The organism is Pseudomonas sp. BIGb0164 (assembly GCF_024810135.1).
Classification (GTDB): Bacteria; Pseudomonadota; Gammaproteobacteria; order Pseudomonadales; family Pseudomonadaceae; genus Aquipseudomonas.
Window position 1 is genome coordinate 1 of record NZ_JANUEA010000002.1, and the last position, 16,179, is coordinate 16,179.

The following is a 16,179-nucleotide window of genomic DNA, read 5'->3' on the forward strand; positions in this document are numbered from 1 at the left end:
CTACAGCAGCCTCATTTGCTGTCAAGTGATTATTTTCAGAAGTTTTTGAAGATTTCTTCAACAACTTCAACCACTTGCGCTTCCGATCTCTCGTTGGCGGGAGGCGAATTCTACAGATTTAAATTATGCGGTCAACCCCGCTTTAGAAATTCTTTTTACTCATCAAAGAGCCGAAGATTGTCGCTATAAAAGCCTGCTTCAGCGGGCCATCCAATCAATAGTTGTCGCAACCAAAGATAGGGCGTGAAATCGCGCACCTGCCAGGCATCGTCTCACCGAGCGATCACATCACAGCATCCACAGACTTATTAAAGAGCTATAGAGAGCAAAATCTCGCAAAACAGCATGAAGGGAAGAACAGACTTAAAACAGAAACCGCAGAATGCAAAAAGGCCCCATAAATGGGGCCTTTAAGTACAAGTATGGCGGAGAGATAGGGATTCGAACCCTAGGTACCGGTGAAGGTACAACGGATTTCGAATCCGTCCCATTCGGCCACTCTGGCATCTCTCCAACGGCGCGCATCATAACAGCGTGTTTCGCAGAAGCAAACCCCAAAAGCGATTTTTTTCCGTGCTATCAGATGCTTGCGTCGATTAAAGCGGTACACCCAGACGATTGGCGACTTCTTCGTAAGCTTCGATCACATCACCGAGGCCCTGGCGGAAGCGGTCTTTGTCCATCTTCTTCTTGGTGTCCTTGTCCCACAGGCGGCAGCCGTCCGGGCTGAACTCGTCACCCAGCACGATAGAGCCGTCGTGGAACACACCGAACTCCAGCTTGAAGTCGACCAGCAGCAGACCGGCGTCGTCGAACAATTTGCTCAGCACGTCGTTGACCTTGAGGGACAACTCCTTCATGCGAGCCAGTTGTTCAGCGGTGCCCCAACCGAATGCCACAACGTGGGATTCGTTGATAAACGGGTCGCCCTTGGCGTCGTCCTTCAGGAACAGCTCGAAGGTGTAAGGGCTGAGCTTGAGGCCCTCTTCCACGCCCAGGCGCTTGACCAGGCTGCCGGCTGCGTAGTTACGTACAACGCACTCGACCGGAATCATGTCCAGCTTCTTGACCAGGCACTCGTTGTCGCCCAGCAGCTTATCGAACTGGGTCGGGATACCGGCCGCTTCGAGCTTCTGCATGATGAAGGCGTTGAACTTGTTGTTCACCATGCCTTTGCGATCAAGTTGTTCGATGCGCTTGCCGTCGAACGCCGAGGTGTCGTTGCGAAACAGCAGGATCAGGCGGTTGGCGTCGTCGGTCTTGTACACCGACTTGGCTTTACCGCGGTAGAGTTCTTCACGTTTTTCCATGATGGGCTCCGCTTACTAAAGGGTGGGCTAGGCGATGTGTCGCCAATCGAGCCCTGAATCTTGATCGGCCAGTTGCAGCCAGTCCGGGTCGCACCCAAGGGTGTCGACAAAACATTGCCGGGCAAGCTGCGGCAGGTTGTTCTTGCTGCTCAGGTGGGCCAGGACCAGGTGTTGCAGGTCTTGCCAGCCCAACTCATACACCAGGTACGCCGCCTGGTGGTTGTTCAAATGTCCCAGCTCGCCGCCCACCCGCTGCTTGAGAAAGTACGGATAGTGACCGCGAGCCAACAGGTCTCGGCAGTGGTTGGACTCGATCATCAACGCATCGAGGTCACGGTAGCCCTCCAGCACCCTAGCGCAGTACGAACCCAGGTCGGTGAGCACACCGAAGCGCCGCTCTCCCCCATTGAAGACGTATTGCGTCGGCTCGTGGGCATCATGCGCCACGGCAATCACATCAATACTCAAGGCACCGACTTGCAGTTTCTCGCCACCGGCCAGGAAACCAGTAGGTTCAATGGGCTTGCGCATCCCGCGCAACGTGCCACGACTAAGGTACACCGGCAGATTGTAGCGCCGAGACAGCAAACCCACGCCATGCACGTGATCGGCATGTTCGTGGGTCACCAGAATCGCGCTCAGCTGCGCGGGGTGAACCCCCAGGCGCAGCAGGCGCCGCTCGGTTTCTTTTAACGAGAAACCACAATCGACCAGCACATAAGTGTCGTCATGTGCGACCAGCGTGCCGTTCCCTTGGCTACCGCTGCCGAGAACGGCAAAACGCATTGGATCAGCCCAGGTTGTCCTGAATCACACCCAACACTTTGCGCGCTGTTTCAGCTGGCGCGACGGTATTGATGTTCTTCTCGACGGTCACTTGTACGCTGTCGCCCACCTTGCTCAAACGAACCTGGTAACGCTCGGCACGGGTCTCGATCTCTTCCTTGGTCGGCTTGCTGCCGAACAACTTGCCGAAGAAACCTGGCTCTTCATCTTTCTTCTCGGCCTTTTCAGCCACGTTGATGTAGTACAGGCCCAGGCTGCGGTTGATGTCTTCAACACGCCAAGGGCCCTGCTCCAACGCGCGACCGACACTGGCCCAGGCACGGTCCAGGTCTTCGCCCAGGTTCAGCACCACGTTGCCGCTGCCGTCTTCGGTGAGGCTGACACGGTTTGGCGTGTCGTAGTCACGTGCGGCAAGCAGGGACACGGAACCGCCCTTCTCAGAGATACGGCTCATGCTGGCAAGCATCTCGTCGACCAGCGCGGAGTCCACACCGGTGTTGACCGAGCGGTTGGTGAAATCAACACTGGCGGTGCTGCCGGCAGGACGCTCGGCGCTGACCACGTAGACTTCACTGGTATTGCGCTGCACGCCAGGCTCGATGCGCACACGCACACGGGCTTCGCTGTCAGCGGCTACGCCACCGGCCTGCAGGCGCTTGGCCATGCTGGCGGACAGCTCGCTGCCCTGCTGCCAGGCGGTGGTAAACTCACCGGTCTGTGGGCGCTGCTCGTCAATGCGAAAACCATTGTCCTGGAAGAACTGCAGGGCCACCGGCCAGACTTCGGCAGGTGGGCGCTGGGCCATGATCCAGCGGTTGTCGCCGCTTTTTTGCAGACTGTAGTCGCTGGCATCCGCCACGGCCGAAATCGGCTGCGGGCGAGGTACCACGTACTCACCCTTGGTGGTGTCGTCGGCAACGTTACGCGGGATCGGCAGCAACGGGTCAAGGCGCTTGGCGACGTTGACGTCCGGCGGCAGTTGCATCGGTTTGGTTGCTTGGGCTTCCAGGTAATCGCTACCGCGGTCACGGAAGTAGCCTTCCGGGCCCCAGATCCAACCGCAGCCACTGGTGCTGGAGATAATCAAGGCAAGTGCGGAAAGTCCGGCCAATCGCTTCATGCGTAGTGCTTCCTCAATTAAACCAGGACGCCGGACTGGCGCAGGGCCTGTCGCAGCGGTTCGTGACAGGCTTCGCTGAGACGGGTGAGCGGCAGACGGATACCGTCCGGCATCAGGCCCATCTCGAACAGCGCCCATTTCACGGGAATAGGGTTGGATTCAATGAACAGTGTCTTGTTGAGCGGCATCAGCTTCTCGTGGATCGCGCGGGCGGTCACTGCGTCGCCGGCAATGGCGGCGGCGCATAGTTCGCTCATGGCACGCGGGGCCACGTTGGCGGTCACGGAGATGTTGCCCTTGCCACCCAGCAGGATCAGCTCGACAGCGGTGGCGTCGTCACCGGAGTACACCAGGAAGTCGCTGCTCACGCCGGCCAGGATGTCCTTGGCGCGTTGCAGGTCGCCCGTGGCTTCCTTGATGCCGATGATGTTCGGCACGGTGGACAGGCGGATCACGGTCGCAGCCTGCATGTCGCATGCGGTGCGGCCGGGTACGTTGTAGAGGATCTGCGGGATATCGACCGCTTCGGCAATAGCGCGAAAGTGCTGGTACAAACCTTCCTGGGTCGGTTTGTTGTAGTACGGAGTCACCAGCAGGCAGGCATCGGCGCCGGCCTTCTTGGCGTTTTTGGTCAGTTCGATCGCTTCGCGCGTCGAGTTGGCGCCCGTGCCGGCGATTACGGCGATGCGGCCCGCAACACGCTTCACGACAAATTCGATGACCTGGATGTGTTCTTCCACATCGAGGGTGGCCGACTCACCTGTGGTGCCGACCGCCACGATGGCGTTGGTGCCTTCTTGCAGGTGGAAGTCCACCAGTTTGCCCAGGCTGTCCCAGTCGAGATGACCTTGTGCATCCATGGGTGTGACCAGTGCCACCATACTGCCCGCAATCATGCAACCGCTCCTGCCGGAAAAAGAGAGCCGTAATGGTACTGGCGCCAAGATGCTTGTACAAGCGAAGTACCGCGTGAGGATGCGTTCTGGGGCAAGTAAACGATGGGCAATGCCATCATTGGGCCAAAGCATGACTTCAGACGGGATGAAATTCGACCGATCACGCAATGAAAACGCCACCTCCTAGCCCTTGGCGGCGCTTTTCGCTACCCTTCATCCTTTGATCGATACAGCCCACACGGTATCGACCGCTCATCGCTTTAGGAAGGCTGCATGTCCACCCCCACAGTTCGCGAACAATTCCTTGTTATCAGTGCCCTCGGCGCCAACCCCATGGAGCTGACCAACGTCCTGTGCCGCGCCAGCCATGAGAACCGCTGCGCCGTCGTGACCTCCCGCCTGACTCGCCATGGCGAGTGCAGTGCGCTGGTCCTGCAGATCTCCGGCACCTGGGACGCCCTGGCGCGCCTGGAAACCGGCTTGCCGGGCCTGGCCAAGAAACACGACTTCACCGTGAATGTCGTGCGCAGCGCCGCACTGGAAAATCGCCCGCAGGCGCTGCCGTATGTTGCCTACGTCAGCTCGGCCTACCGTTCGGACATCGTCAACGAGCTGTGCCAGTTCTTCATCGACCACAACGTCGAGCTGGAGAACCTGACTTGCGATACCTACCAGGCCCCACAGACCGGCGGCACCATGCTCAACGCCACGTTCACCGTGACCTTGCCGCCCGGCGTGCAGATAAGCTGGCTGCGTGACCAGTTCCTGGATTTTGCCGACGCGCTGAACCTCGACGCCCTGATCGAACCATGGCGCCCACAGAACCCAATGTAAGGAAAACCCCATGCCGGTAGCCCTCGACACACCCGTGGCCGATTTCGAAGCCCAGGCCACCAGCGGCCAGACCTTCAGCCTCGCAGCCCTCAAAGGCAAGCAAGTGGTGATCTACTTCTACCCCAAGGACAGCACCCCGGGTTGCACCACCGAGGGCCAAGGTTTTCGTGACCAGTACGCAGCCTTCAAGGCGGCCAACACCGAAGTCTTCGGCGTGTCGCGCGACAGCGTGAAATCCCACGAGAACTTCAAGGGCAAGCAGGAATTCCCTTTCGAGCTGATCAGCGACAAAGACGAGGCGGTTTGCCAACTGTTTGACGTGATCAAGCTGAAGAAGTTGTACGGCAAGGAGTACCTGGGCGTGGACCGCAGCACTTTCCTCATCGACAAGGATGGGGTGTTGCGCCAGGAATGGCGCGGCGTGAAGGTGCCCGGACATGTGGATGCCGTTTTGGCAGCGGCTCAAGCCTTGAACAAGGCTTGATGGCTGCGGCAACCTTTTGATCACATCGCCGGCAAGCCGGCTCCTACATGTGGAACGCATTCTCCTGTAGGAGCCGGCTTGCCGGCGATAGCGTCTTCAATTCCACCACAACGTTTAAAGCAGCGGCGCAACCACAGGCTCTTGTCGTGGCCACGCATCCAACACTGCCTTGAACAGCGTCGCCAGGGGGATCGCAAAGAACACACCCCAGAACCCCCACAGCCCACCGAACAGCAGCACCGCACAGATGATCGCCACTGGGTGCAGGTTGACGGCCTCGGAAAACAGCAGCGGCACCAGCACATTGCCATCCAGGGTTTGGATGATGCCGTAGACCGCCATCAGGTAGATGAACTGGTCGCTCCACCCCCACTGGAACAACGCGATCAACATCACCGGCACTGTCACCACCACTGCTCCCACATACGGCACCACCACTGACACCCCCACCAGCAATGCCAGCAGCGCTGCGTAGTTCAGCCCGAGGGCGACAAAGGCGATGTAGGTGACACCTCCGCAAATCACGATCTCGATGACCTTGCCACGAATGTAATTGGCAATCTGCCGGTTCATTTCCTCGGCCACCCGCGTGATCAGCGCCCGCTCGCGCGGCAGGTAGCCGCGTACCCAGCGGCCAATCATCGCGCGGTCCTTGAGGAAGAAGAACACCAGGATCGGCACCAGTACCAGGTAGATCATGATGTTGACCAGCAGCGGCAGGCTGGACAGGGAAAAGGTCAGCGCCCATTGCCCGAACTTTCCGATCTCACCGCGCGCCACCTCGATGGCCTGCAACACCTGTTCATCCGACACCAGATGCGGGTACCGCTCTGGCAGCAGCAGCAACAACGATTGCCATTTGGCGAGCATGCCCGGCAGTTCGTTGAACAAGGTGATCAACTGATGCCACAGCAACGGCACGACCACCACAATGAAGACCAGTAACACGCCCATGAACAACGCAAACACCAACCCCACTGCCGCCCCGCCTGGCAGACGCAGGCGCTCCAGCGTGGTGACCAGGCCTTGCATCAGATACGCCAAAACCATCCCCGCCAGCACCGGCGCCAACATCCCTCCGAGGGTGAGAACTGCGGTAAAGGCCAGGAACAGCAGGACAGCCAGCACCACGGCCTCCTCATCGGAGAAGTAGCGCTGAATCCAGTCTCGTAACACTTTGAACATCAATCAACCTCGGCGGGTGGGGCAAACGGTTCAGGCCTTGCGTAACCAGTAGCGGTACACACCGCCAGCGTCTTCTTCGTGCAGCAGCGTATGACCGGCCAGCTTGGCAAACGTCCGGAAATCCCGCTGGGAGCCAGCGTCCGTGGCAGTTACCTTGAGAACCGCGCCACTGGCCAGCCGATTGAGTTCCAGTTTGGCCTTAAGCAAAGGCAACGGGCAATTGAGGCCACTGGCATCAAGCTCGGCATCAAAGGCTACAGCGTCGGTCATGAATTTACTCCGGGCGTGGGTTCGGGCTGCTTAGAATATCTGGTCCGAAGCTCAGTGTCCGGCTACAGTAAGCTCTTTGTCGAAAGGCTTTGTGCATGACTTTTTTGCGCCCTACCCTGCTGACGCTGGCTTGCCTGCTGGCCTCTCCGGGCTTTGCTGACGACCTGCCGTCACTTGGCGACGCCAGTTCTGCCATTGTCTCGCCGCAACAGGAATACCAACTGGGTCGCGCATGGCTCGCTTACCTGCGCGGCCAGGTCTCGCAACTCAATGACCCCCAGCTCAAGGACTACGTCGAAACCAGCGTGTACAAGCTGGTAGAGACCAGCCAGGTCAATGACCGGCGCCTGGAATTCATCCTGATCAACAGCCCGCAGCTCAACGCCTTTGCCGCACCTGGCGGGATCGTGGGCGTCAACGGCGGCCTGTTCCTCAATGCCCAGACCGAAGGTGAATACGCCTCGGTGCTCGCCCACGAATTGGCTCACTTGTCTCAGCGCCACTTCGCACGGGGCGTGGAGGCACAATCGCGCATGCAGATCCCGATGATGGCAGCCCTGCTCGGCGGCATCATCGCGGCGGCGGCCGGTGCGGGCGATGCAGGGATTGCCGCGATTGCCGGTAGCCAGGCTGCGGCCATCCAGGAACAGCGTCGGTTTTCCCGCCAGAACGAACAGGAAGCAGACCGTATCGGCATCCTCAACCTGGAAAAGGCCGGCTACGACCCGCGCTCCATGCCCACCATGTTCGAGCGCCTGATGCGTCAATACCGCTTCGACGCCAAGCCACCGGAATTCCTGCTGACTCACCCGGTGACCGAGTCCCGGATTGCCGACACCCGCAACCGTGCGGAGCAGGCCAAGCCAGGCGGCAAGGAAGACAGCCTGCGCTATCAGTTGATTCGTGCACGGGTGCAGTTGCAATACGAGGATACGCCCGGGCTCGCGGCCAAACGCTTCCAGGCGCAGCTGGATGAAAACCCGAAAAACGATGTGGCGCGCTATGGCTTGGCCATAGCCCAGATCAAGGGCACCCAGTACAAAGAGGCACGGGAAAGCTTGGCGCCGCTGCTGGCGAAAGCGCCCAACGACATCACGTACAACCTGGCGCAGATCGAACTGGATATCGCCAGCAGCCGTTTGCCAGACGCCCAGCAACGCACCGACCGCATGCTCACCCAGTACCCCGGCAACTATCCGTTGAACCAGGTACGGGTAGATTTGCTACTCAAACAGAACCGCACGGCCGATGCAGAGAAGGCATTGGATGGTTTGCTCAAGTCGCGCCCCGATGACCCGGACGTGTGGTACCAGGTCGCCGAAACACGCGGTTTGTCCGGCAACATCATCGGCCTGCATCAGGCGCGTGCCGAGTATTTCGCCTTGGTGGGCGACTTCCAGCAGGCCATTCAGCAACTGGACTTTGCCAAGCGCCGCGCCGGCAACAACTTCCCGCTGTCTTCGCGCATTGACGCGCGCCAACGTGAGCTGATCGAACAGGAGCGCCTGGTAAAAGGGATGATGAGCTAAACCCATCGCCCACAAAAAAGCCCCGCCTTCGCTTAGCGAAGGCGGGGCTTTTATTTTACTGGCGGCTTACTCGGCCAGCTTGAAGGTGATGAAGCTCGCACGCCCCTGACGCAGGACGCGCATCGACACCGAACGGTTCTTCGGCAGCGCCTTGGCGATGTCGGTGAACTCCTTGGTGGAGTTGATCGCCTGGTTGTTCAGGTGGGTGATCACATCGCCAGGTTGCAGGCCGATCAGCGCAGCTGGGCCGTCCTGGACCTCCTTGATCACGACACCGCTCTTGAGGTCGAAGCTCTTCTTCTGCTCATCGGTCAGCTCGACCACGGCAATGCCCAAACGGTTGCTGCTGCGCTCGGCGCCAGGTTTGGCGTTGCCCAGGGCATCCAGGGTTGCGCCTTCTTCCGGAATCGCACCGACGGTCAGCTCAACGGTCTGGCGCTTGCCTTCACGGATCACCTCAAGCTTGGCCTTGCTGCCAGCCTTGAGCGCACCCACCAGGTGCGGCAGGTCAGCCGACATGACGATGGGCTGGCCGTTCATGCTCAGGATCACGTCACCCACTTGCAGGCCACCCTTGGCAGCCGGACCATCGTCCTGGATCTGCGCAACCAGTGCGCCGGCCGGCTTATCGAGGCCGAATGACTCAGCCAGGTCCTTGTTCACTTCCTGAATCACTACACCCAACCAGCCGCGGCTGACCTTGCCACCGCTTTTCAGCTGGTTGGAGACGTCCATGGCCACGTCGATCGGGATCGCAAAGGAAACGCCCATGAAGCCACCGGAACGGGTGTAGATCTGCGAGTTGATCCCCACCACTTCGCCAGCCAGGTTGAACAGCGGACCACCAGAGTTGCCCGGGTTGATCGGCACGTCGGTCTGGATGAATGGCACGTAGTTTTCGTTTGGCAGGCTACGGCCAATGGCGCTGACGATGCCTTGGGTGACGGTATGGTCAAAGCCGAATGGCGAGCCGATGGCGACGACCCACTGGCCGGCTTTCAGGTCCTGGGATTTACCCAGCTTCAGCACGGGCAGGTCCTTGCCATCAATTTTCAGCAACGCCACGTCGGAACGCGGATCGGTGCCCACCAACTTGGCTTTCAGCTCGCTGCGGTCAGCCAGGCGCACGAGGATCTCGTCTGCGTCGGCGATCACATGGTTGTTGGTGAGGATGTAACCGTCCGGCGAAATGATGAAGCCGGAGCCCAGGGACTGCGCTTCACGCTGCCCACCACCACTGCGAGGGGAGCGCTGTTGCGGCGGCATGCCACGCTCGAAGAACTCGCGCAGCATGGGTGGCAGGCCCTCCAGGTCTGGCATCTGCTGGTTCGACACTTTGCGATCCGGCAGTTTCTGCGTGGTACTGATGTTCACCACGGCGGGCGAGGCCTGCTCAACCAGTTGGGTAAAGTCAGGCAGTTCGGCTGCTTGCGCAGACACGGCCTGACCCAGCACCAATACCGTGGCAACTATGGATAGGTAAGACTTCAAACGTGGTATCGACATACAGCTCCCGTTACGACGAGCAGGGTTGAGCGACAGGGTTCAAGAAACGCCGGAAACTGCCACCGACATCTTTGTTCCGCGAACAAAACAAGGCCAGAGCCAACAGGCCCTGACCTATAAAAAACATAGGGGATTTTTGCAAGTGAAAATACTGATCCGGACATTTCATGCTCTCGGCAACGGACCTGGCATGCAACGACATTGAAAGATCAGGATGAACACAGGATTAACGGCTCATGGTTTTGCAGCGGTCTTTTCACCGCGTACCGAGAGCGCAATGCGCTCGGCCGTGCCGATGGGCACTTCGCCGACGACCGTCACCATCACCTCGCCTTCTACCGTATTCAGGCGGCGAGACACCGCGACCGTCGGGCCCAGCTGAGTGCGGGTCTCCGTGACGCTCGCACCGTCGGTCGACTCAAGGAACACTGAAAAGCGTGCGAGCCCATCGTCATACATCAGGCTGTCGACCGTGGATTTGGTCTCGGCGTCTTTACGCGCGCTGCTATTGGTGAGCTGGAAGCCAGGGGGCAGCCAGTCGAGATGCCATGCCTGGGTCGCGGCCACCTGTGGGGCCTTGCTATCAGAAACGGCCACAGGCGTGCATTCGCTGCTGGGTTGCAGGCTGCGATCATCCGGAACTACGGACGTATTCAAGCGTGTGAACTGGAAGCGCTCCAACAACTGCCCTTGGTCATTGAGCAGCAACGACTTGAGCGGCAGTGCGGTTTCACGATCCAGGTGCAACTCAAAGCCATAGCGGTACTGGTCGCGAGGGGTGATTGAGACAATCACGGCATTACGACCGGCCACGCGGGATTTGCCGATGACGGCCAGATCATAGAATTGAGTGAGTTTTTGTGGATCAAGCGCGGGCGAAGAGCCATCCCGCGAGTTGCCAAGGCCGGCAACGAGGGTGCCACTGACGCATAGGGTTCGGCCATCTACCCGCACGACTTCTTGGGCGGACCCATCAAGCTGCAAAAGTCGCTCGCGGACCTGGCCATCCTGGACACGGTGCCAAATGTCATGGGTAGAGAAACTGCCATTACGTTCATAGACGAACGTACCTTCGAAGCTTTGCTGCTGCTCTGCACGCCCAAGTCGAGTCAGCCAGTCTTGGGCTTCATCGGCGTGGGCGGGGAGTGCAAACCAACCACTGAGCAAAAGCGTAAGGAGCGGTATGGCGCGCATAGAGCTCCTTACGAATCAGCGGTTTTCCAGGCTTGCGGCACGCGCATAAGGCAGAGCGCTTTCAGTGCCTTTCAGAGCCGATTCCTGTGCATGTTGGCGCAGGTAGCCTGGAAGACGCTGGTCCTGCCAGCCGGATTGCCCTTGCAGTACACCATTGGCCATCGGGCCGGTGCTGTCAGAGCTTTCCTTGTAGCCGGCCAATACCGCAGGGCCTTTGACCTGAGGACCCGCCATCACCGGCTGCTGGGTCTGTTGGGCCAGTTCGGCACCGGCGATTTCGTCCTGGTTGTACAGGCGAACACCGGCCAATACTGCAACAGTTACCGAGGCAGCAACTGCCAGGCGACCCAGACTACGCCAAGGTCCACGAGCAGCCTTTGCCGGAACGGCTTCATCAGCCAGCGCAGCAGAAACGGCCGCAGCAATATCCAGACGAGGGATTAGAAGATCCTTGTGCATCACCGCCCGAGCGACTTGGTAACGAGACCAGGTATCACGGGTTTCGGCGTCGTCAAATGCGTTGAGCACTCGACGAAGTTCCAGTTCATCCGCTTCGTTATCCATCACTGCGGACAGCGATTCCTGCAGGGCATCACGACTCATGGCGGTTCCTCTCTTGGCTGTCGCCGCTGTCTTTAGTTTTCCTGCAACAACGGTTGCAAGGCTTTATCGATGGCTTCCCGGGCCCGGAAAATCCGTGACCTTACAGTCCCCACCGGACACTGCATGACACTCGCAATGTCTTCGTAACTCAGACCATCGAATTCACGCAAAGTTAACGCCGTGCGCAAATCTTCTGGCAGTTGCTGAATTGTGCGATGAACGGTGCCTTCGATCTCGTCGCGCAGCAATGCACGCTCCGGCGACTCGAGATCCTTGAGGCCGTGATCACCATCGTAAAATTCTGCATCTTCTGAACTCACATCACTGTCTGGTGGGCGGCGTCCGCGAGACACCAGATAGTTCTTCGCCGTGTTGATGGCGATGCGGTATAGCCACGTGTAAAACGCACTGTCACCGCGGAAGTTACCAAGTGCACGATAGGCCTTGATAAAGGCTTCCTGTGCAACGTCCTGCGCTTCATGGGTGTCGTGCACAAACCGCACGATCAACCCGAGAATTTTGTGCTGGTATTTCAGCACTAGCAGATCAAATGCCCGCTTGTCACCGCGCTGAACGCGCTCGACCAGCTGCTGATCCTCTTCCTGGGTTAGCATGAACACTCCTCGTTGTACTTGAAGGAGGCTTGCATAACTAAACGATCAGGCTTGCAAACATAGACTCGGGCTTTTCGCAAAAGTTCTCCCCCTTCAAGCAAGTTTCCGGCACGCACTGATTTGGCACACACGAAAAACGCAGCACGGGCATCGCCGGCTGCGCGAATAATCTTGTCGCCGGTTTTCTGACGCGTCCAATGCTCCCGACGGGCCAATAAACTCAACGTTTTCCCAGCTTTCGGGCAACCTGCTATTGAGTTCGGGCCTATGCAAAAAGTTCCGTTTCAATAACTGGCCGATCTGACCCAAGCCGTGCACCGCAATCTCACATTGCCACGAATGCCCGGCTATTGTGCCGCTCCCCCCCTCTATATACTAGTAGCCCGTGTGACCCTTTGATTCGCCGATCCAGGCGTCCTGTTTGCGCCCCCTTCCGGATCGCTTTTTGCGGAATCCTTCAAATGAGCCAACAGTTTCAACACGATGTCCTGGTGATTGGTAGCGGCGCGGCCGGTTTGAGCCTTGCACTGACCCTCCCCAGCCACCTGCGGATTGCGGTACTGAGCAAAGGCGACCTGGCCAACGGCTCGACATTCTGGGCCCAGGGTGGTGTCGCCGCCGTGCTCGATGACACCGACACCGTGCAATCCCACGTCGAAGACACCCTCAACGCCGGCGGCGGCCTGTGCAACGAAGAGGCCGTGCGCTTCACCGTCGAGCATAGCCGCGAAGCCATCCAATGGCTGATTGACCAGGGCGTGCCTTTTACCCGCGACGAACACGCCAGCAGTGACGATGGCGGCTTCGAGTTCCACCTGACCCGCGAAGGCGGCCACAGCCATCGCCGCATCATCCACGCGGCCGACGCTACCGGCGCTGCCATCTTCAAGACTCTGCTCGATCAGGCCCGCCGGCGCCCCAACATCGAACTGCTGGAACAGCGTGTCGCCGTCGACCTGATCACCGAAAAACGCCTGGGCCTGGAAGGCGAACGCTGCCTCGGCGCCTACGTGCTCAACCGTGCCAGCGGCGAAGTCGACACCTATGGTGCACGCTTCACTATTCTTGCCTCGGGCGGCGCAGCCAAGGTCTACCTCTATACCAGCAACCCCGACGGCGCCTGCGGCGATGGCATTGCCATGGCCTGGCGCTCGGGCTGCCGGGTGGCCAACCTGGAATTCAACCAGTTCCACCCCACCTGCCTGTATCACCCGCAAGCCAAGAGTTTCCTGATCACCGAAGCCCTGCGCGGTGAAGGCGCCCACCTCAAGCTGCCCAACGGCGAGCGCTTCATGCAGCGCTTCGACCCCCGCGCCGAGCTGGCGCCACGGGATATCGTCGCCCGCGCCATCGACCACGAGATGAAGCGCCTGGGCGTCGACTGCGTCTACCTGGACATCAGCCACAAGCCCGAAGCCTTCATCAAGACCCACTTCCCCACCGTCTATGAGCGCTGCCTCGCCTTCAATATCGACATCACCAAAGGCCCGATCCCCGTGGTGCCGGCCGCGCACTACACCTGCGGCGGCGTGATGGTCGACCAGCACGGTCGCACCGACGTGCCGGGCTTGTATGCGATTGGCGAAACCAGCTTCACCGGCCTGCACGGCGCCAACCGCATGGCCAGCAATTCCTTGCTCGAATGCTTCGTCTACGCCCGCTCAGCGGCGGCCGACATCCTCGAACAATTGCCACGCACTGCGGTGCCCGCCGCCCTGCCCCGTTGGGACGCCAGCCAGGTGACCGATTCGGACGAAGACGTGATCATCGCCCACAACTGGGACGAGCTGCGGCGTTTTATGTGGGACTACGTAGGGATCGTGCGCACCAACAAACGCCTGCAACGCGCACAGCATCGGGTGCGCTTGCTGCTCGACGAAATTGACGAGTTCTACAGCAACTATAAAGTCAGCCGCGACCTGATCGAACTGCGCAACCTGGCCCAGGTGGCGGAGTTGATGATCCGCTCGGCCATGGAGCGCAAGGAAAGCCGGGGCCTGCATTACACCCTCGACTACCCGCAGATGCTGCCCGAAGCCCGGGACACTATCCTGGTGCCAACCACCTACGGCGGCTGAACTTCAGGCGCACCCGCAGGCGCCGATGTACATCGGCGACCTGCGAATCCCTCGGCACACAGATCGAGCGCACCCACCACCGCCCCGGCACCCGATAGCGCAGCACCACGATCAACGGCAACGCCAGGCTGTCGGGGCGCAGTTGCACGCCGTGCCAACCACGCTCGGCACTGAACAACTGCCAACCGTCCTCGTCGCGACGCAGGCCACAAACCGACGAACGGTGAGTCAGCAGGATGTGTCGCGGTAAAACCCAGGCGGCATGCGCCAAGCACAAGAGCAGGCCGAAGCTCGAATAGGGTAAATCAACAAGAAAACAGGCGCCCAGCGCGAACAGCTGGGCAAAAAGATACGCCGCCAGCAATAGCCGTGAGGCCTGCCAGCGGCATTCGAATCGATTACTTGGGCTGGACACGATCCAGGATCATCCGAACCATGCGCTGCAGCTCAGGGTCTTCGGATTCGGAACGCTCCATGAACCAGCCGAACATGTCCTGATCTTCGCAGGTCAGCAAGCGGACGTAGAGGTCGCGATCGACCTGGTTGAGGGTCGCGTAGACCTCTTTGGTGAAAGGCACCAGCAACACGTCCAGCTCCAGCATGCCACGACGGCTGTGCCAGAAGAGACGATTGATTTCTACATCTTCGACCATGGAGCGCTCCTCAAATAGGCGGCAAGTATACAGGCCCGACGGCACCGGAACAGTCGGCTTTGGTCGCCCCATACGGAAACTATCCATTTGCCGGGCGCCCCTCTATGATGCACCCATGACTTTTTGACCTGCGATGACCCATGGCTGACTCTGCTTTCTTCTGCCCCCTGTCCCACGAAGGCGTTCTCGCCGTCCGCGGCGCCGACGCTGCCAAGTTCCTGCAAGGGCAACTGACCTGCAACCTCAATTACCTGAGCGACACCCAGGCCAGCCTCGGCGCGCGCTGCACGCAAAAAGGGCGCATGCAGTCGAGCTTTCGCATCCTGTTGCAAGGTGATGGCGTGCTCCTGGCCATGGCCACCGAGCTGCTCGAACCGCAACTGGCCGACCTGAAGAAATACGCCGTGTTCTCCAAATCCAAGCTCACCGACGAAAGCGCCGCCTGGGCACGCTTTGGCCTGGCGGATGCCGATCAAGCCCTGGCGAGCCTCGGCCTTGAGCTGCCGGCTGACACCGACAGCGTCGTACGCACCGATGCCCTGATCGCCATCCGCGTCTCCCCCGGCCGCGCGGAGCTCTGGGTGCCAGCCGAACAGGCCGATGCCGTGCGCGGCCAATTGGCCGCCCACTTGAACGAAGCCGACTTGAATGACTGGCTGCTCGGCCAAGTGCGTGCCGGCATCGGCCAGGTCATGCCGCAAACCCGCGAGCTGTTCATCCCGCAGATGCTCAACCTGCAAGCCGTAGGCGGCGTCAGCTTCAAGAAAGGCTGCTACACCGGCCAGGAAATCGTCGCGCGCATGCAATACCTGGGCAAACTCAAGCGTCGCCTGTATCACTTGAGCCTCGATGCGCCGCAAATGCCCGAGCCAGGCACCCCGCTGTTTTCCCCCAGCCATGCCAGCTCGATCGGCGAAGTGGTGCTGGCAGCAAAAGCTGACCAGACGATTGAACTTCTTGCTGTGCTGCAAGCCGAAGCTGCCGATAGTGGCGATGTGCACTTAGGCACACTGGAAGGCCCCGGCCTGCACCTGCTCGACCTGCCTTACACGCTCGACCGTGACCGAGAGATCCAGCGTTAATCGCCGTACCTTTTTGCAACACCCTAGAGATCATG

Annotated in this window: 17 protein-coding genes and 1 tRNA gene; 5 read left to right on the forward strand and 13 right to left on the reverse strand. The window is 59.7% G+C overall.

The genetic code is table 11. The features are described from left to right. Positions 1 to 423 precede the first annotated feature (423 nt). From M2394_RS03920 to dapA, 5 genes are all read right to left on the reverse strand, one after another. Positions 424 to 513, reverse strand: a tRNA-Ser gene (locus M2394_RS03920). A gap of 83 nt (positions 514 to 596) precedes the next feature. Further along, the gene (gene purC / locus M2394_RS03925; protein WP_259171713.1) at positions 597 to 1,310 is read right to left on the reverse strand and encodes a phosphoribosylaminoimidazolesuccinocarboxamide synthase; all 714 of its coding nucleotides are present in this window, start codon (positions 1,308 to 1,310) and stop codon (positions 597 to 599) included. 27 nt (positions 1,311 to 1,337) lie between these two features. After that, positions 1,338 to 2,096, reverse strand: coding sequence for an MBL fold metallo-hydrolase (locus tag M2394_RS03930; protein ID WP_178921058.1), 759 nt, complete (start codon positions 2,094 to 2,096; stop codon positions 1,338 to 1,340). Between the two features lie 4 nt (positions 2,097 to 2,100). Continuing rightward, the gene (gene bamC / locus M2394_RS03935) at positions 2,101 to 3,216 is read right to left on the reverse strand and encodes an outer membrane protein assembly factor BamC (protein WP_259171715.1); all 1,116 of its coding nucleotides are present in this window, start codon (positions 3,214 to 3,216) and stop codon (positions 2,101 to 2,103) included. A gap of 17 nt (positions 3,217 to 3,233) precedes the next feature. Then, positions 3,234 to 4,112: a 4-hydroxy-tetrahydrodipicolinate synthase gene (gene dapA, locus M2394_RS03940; RefSeq protein WP_178921056.1), complete on the reverse strand. Its 879-nt coding sequence runs from the start codon at positions 4,110 to 4,112 to the stop codon at positions 3,234 to 3,236. 273 nt (positions 4,113 to 4,385) lie between these two features. On the opposite strand from dapA, the gene M2394_RS03945 reads away from it, so the two are divergent. Continuing rightward, positions 4,386 to 4,946 (forward strand): glycine cleavage system protein R, encoded by a 561-nt coding sequence (locus tag M2394_RS03945; protein ID WP_176999172.1) that lies wholly within the window; start codon positions 4,386 to 4,388, stop codon positions 4,944 to 4,946. A gap of 10 nt (positions 4,947 to 4,956) precedes the next feature. After that, on the forward strand, positions 4,957 to 5,430 hold the full coding sequence (locus M2394_RS03950; RefSeq protein ID WP_259171716.1) for a peroxiredoxin: 474 nt from the start codon (positions 4,957 to 4,959) through the stop codon (positions 5,428 to 5,430). Positions 5,431 to 5,544: 114 nt separating this feature from the next. Here M2394_RS03950 and M2394_RS03955 read toward each other — a convergent pair whose 3' ends face one another. Together M2394_RS03955 and M2394_RS03960 are read right to left on the reverse strand one after the other, a co-directional pair. Continuing rightward, complete coding sequence (locus M2394_RS03955) at positions 5,545 to 6,615, reverse strand: AI-2E family transporter (RefSeq protein ID WP_176999174.1); 1,071 nt, start codon at positions 6,613 to 6,615, stop codon at positions 5,545 to 5,547. Between the two features lie 30 nt (positions 6,616 to 6,645). Beyond that, the gene (locus tag M2394_RS03960) at positions 6,646 to 6,885 is read right to left on the reverse strand and encodes a sulfurtransferase TusA family protein (protein ID WP_178921054.1); all 240 of its coding nucleotides are present in this window, start codon (positions 6,883 to 6,885) and stop codon (positions 6,646 to 6,648) included. A 95-nt stretch (positions 6,886 to 6,980) separates the two neighbouring features. On the opposite strand from M2394_RS03960, the gene M2394_RS03965 reads away from it, so the two are divergent. Next, positions 6,981 to 8,414, forward strand: coding sequence for a M48 family metalloprotease (locus M2394_RS03965; RefSeq protein ID WP_178921053.1), 1,434 nt, complete (start codon positions 6,981 to 6,983; stop codon positions 8,412 to 8,414). A gap of 66 nt (positions 8,415 to 8,480) precedes the next feature. Here M2394_RS03965 and M2394_RS03970 read toward each other — a convergent pair whose 3' ends face one another. From M2394_RS03970 to rpoE, 4 genes are all read right to left on the reverse strand, one after another. Further along, the gene (locus M2394_RS03970) at positions 8,481 to 9,920 is read right to left on the reverse strand and encodes a DegQ family serine endoprotease (protein ID WP_259171717.1); all 1,440 of its coding nucleotides are present in this window, start codon (positions 9,918 to 9,920) and stop codon (positions 8,481 to 8,483) included. Between the two features lie 234 nt (positions 9,921 to 10,154). Then, complete coding sequence (locus tag M2394_RS03975) at positions 10,155 to 11,114, reverse strand: MucB/RseB C-terminal domain-containing protein (protein WP_259171718.1); 960 nt, start codon at positions 11,112 to 11,114, stop codon at positions 10,155 to 10,157. Between the two features lie 15 nt (positions 11,115 to 11,129). After that, positions 11,130 to 11,717, reverse strand: a complete 588-nt coding sequence (locus tag M2394_RS03980; RefSeq protein ID WP_065882095.1) for a sigma-E factor negative regulatory protein — start codon at positions 11,715 to 11,717, stop codon at positions 11,130 to 11,132. 32 nt (positions 11,718 to 11,749) lie between these two features. Beyond that, positions 11,750 to 12,331, reverse strand: coding sequence for an RNA polymerase sigma factor RpoE (gene rpoE / locus M2394_RS03985; RefSeq protein WP_003172477.1), 582 nt, complete (start codon positions 12,329 to 12,331; stop codon positions 11,750 to 11,752). Positions 12,332 to 12,792: 461 nt separating this feature from the next. Here rpoE and nadB point away from each other — a divergent pair, with 461 nt between their 5' ends. Further along, complete coding sequence (gene nadB / locus M2394_RS03990; protein ID WP_259171723.1) at positions 12,793 to 14,409, forward strand: L-aspartate oxidase; 1,617 nt, start codon at positions 12,793 to 12,795, stop codon at positions 14,407 to 14,409. Here the strand turns inward: nadB and M2394_RS03995 are convergent. Then, the gene (locus tag M2394_RS03995) at positions 14,378 to 14,824 is read right to left on the reverse strand and encodes a hypothetical protein (protein ID WP_259171724.1); all 447 of its coding nucleotides are present in this window, start codon (positions 14,822 to 14,824) and stop codon (positions 14,378 to 14,380) included. The two genes, nadB and M2394_RS03995, sit on opposite strands and share 32 nt — an antisense overlap. Next, the gene (locus M2394_RS04000) at positions 14,808 to 15,062 is read right to left on the reverse strand and encodes a succinate dehydrogenase assembly factor 2 (RefSeq protein ID WP_176999181.1); all 255 of its coding nucleotides are present in this window, start codon (positions 15,060 to 15,062) and stop codon (positions 14,808 to 14,810) included. The genes M2394_RS03995 and M2394_RS04000 overlap by 17 nt, the downstream gene beginning before the upstream one ends. Before the next feature lie 140 nt (positions 15,063 to 15,202). Between M2394_RS04000 and M2394_RS04005 the strand changes: the two genes are divergently transcribed. Then, positions 15,203 to 16,144, forward strand: coding sequence for a folate-binding protein YgfZ (locus M2394_RS04005; protein WP_178921047.1), 942 nt, complete (start codon positions 15,203 to 15,205; stop codon positions 16,142 to 16,144). The last annotated feature ends 35 nt before the right edge of the window (positions 16,145 to 16,179 follow it).

Bases quoted from the DNA above. Each gene is read 5' to 3' on its own strand.
- purC (WP_259171713.1), bottom strand. From the start codon at position 1,310: ATGGAAAAACGTGAAGAACTCTACCGCGGTAAAGCCAAGTCGGTGTAC.
- M2394_RS03930 (WP_178921058.1), bottom strand. From the start codon at position 2,096: ATGCGTTTTGCCGTTCTCGGCAGCGGTAGCCAAGGGAACGGCACGCTG.
- bamC (WP_259171715.1), bottom strand. From the start codon at position 3,216: ATGAAGCGATTGGCCGGACTTTCCGCACTTGCCTTGATTATCTCCAGC.
- dapA (WP_178921056.1), bottom strand. From the start codon at position 4,112: ATGATTGCGGGCAGTATGGTGGCACTGGTCACACCCATGGATGCACAA.
- M2394_RS03945 (WP_176999172.1), top strand. From the start codon at position 4,386: ATGTCCACCCCCACAGTTCGCGAACAATTCCTTGTTATCAGTGCCCTC.
- M2394_RS03950 (WP_259171716.1), top strand. From the start codon at position 4,957: ATGCCGGTAGCCCTCGACACACCCGTGGCCGATTTCGAAGCCCAGGCC.
- M2394_RS03955 (WP_176999174.1), bottom strand. From the start codon at position 6,615: ATGTTCAAAGTGTTACGAGACTGGATTCAGCGCTACTTCTCCGATGAG.
- M2394_RS03960 (WP_178921054.1), bottom strand. From the start codon at position 6,885: ATGACCGACGCTGTAGCCTTTGATGCCGAGCTTGATGCCAGTGGCCTC.
- M2394_RS03965 (WP_178921053.1), top strand. From the start codon at position 6,981: ATGACTTTTTTGCGCCCTACCCTGCTGACGCTGGCTTGCCTGCTGGCC.
- M2394_RS03970 (WP_259171717.1), bottom strand. From the start codon at position 9,920: ATGTCGATACCACGTTTGAAGTCTTACCTATCCATAGTTGCCACGGTA.
- M2394_RS03975 (WP_259171718.1), bottom strand. From the start codon at position 11,114: ATGCGCGCCATACCGCTCCTTACGCTTTTGCTCAGTGGTTGGTTTGCA.
- M2394_RS03980 (WP_065882095.1), bottom strand. From the start codon at position 11,717: ATGAGTCGTGATGCCCTGCAGGAATCGCTGTCCGCAGTGATGGATAAC.
- rpoE (WP_003172477.1), bottom strand. From the start codon at position 12,331: ATGCTAACCCAGGAAGAGGATCAGCAGCTGGTCGAGCGCGTTCAGCGC.
- nadB (WP_259171723.1), top strand. From the start codon at position 12,793: ATGAGCCAACAGTTTCAACACGATGTCCTGGTGATTGGTAGCGGCGCG.
- M2394_RS04000 (WP_176999181.1), bottom strand. From the start codon at position 15,062: ATGGTCGAAGATGTAGAAATCAATCGTCTCTTCTGGCACAGCCGTCGT.
- M2394_RS04005 (WP_178921047.1), top strand. From the start codon at position 15,203: ATGGCTGACTCTGCTTTCTTCTGCCCCCTGTCCCACGAAGGCGTTCTC.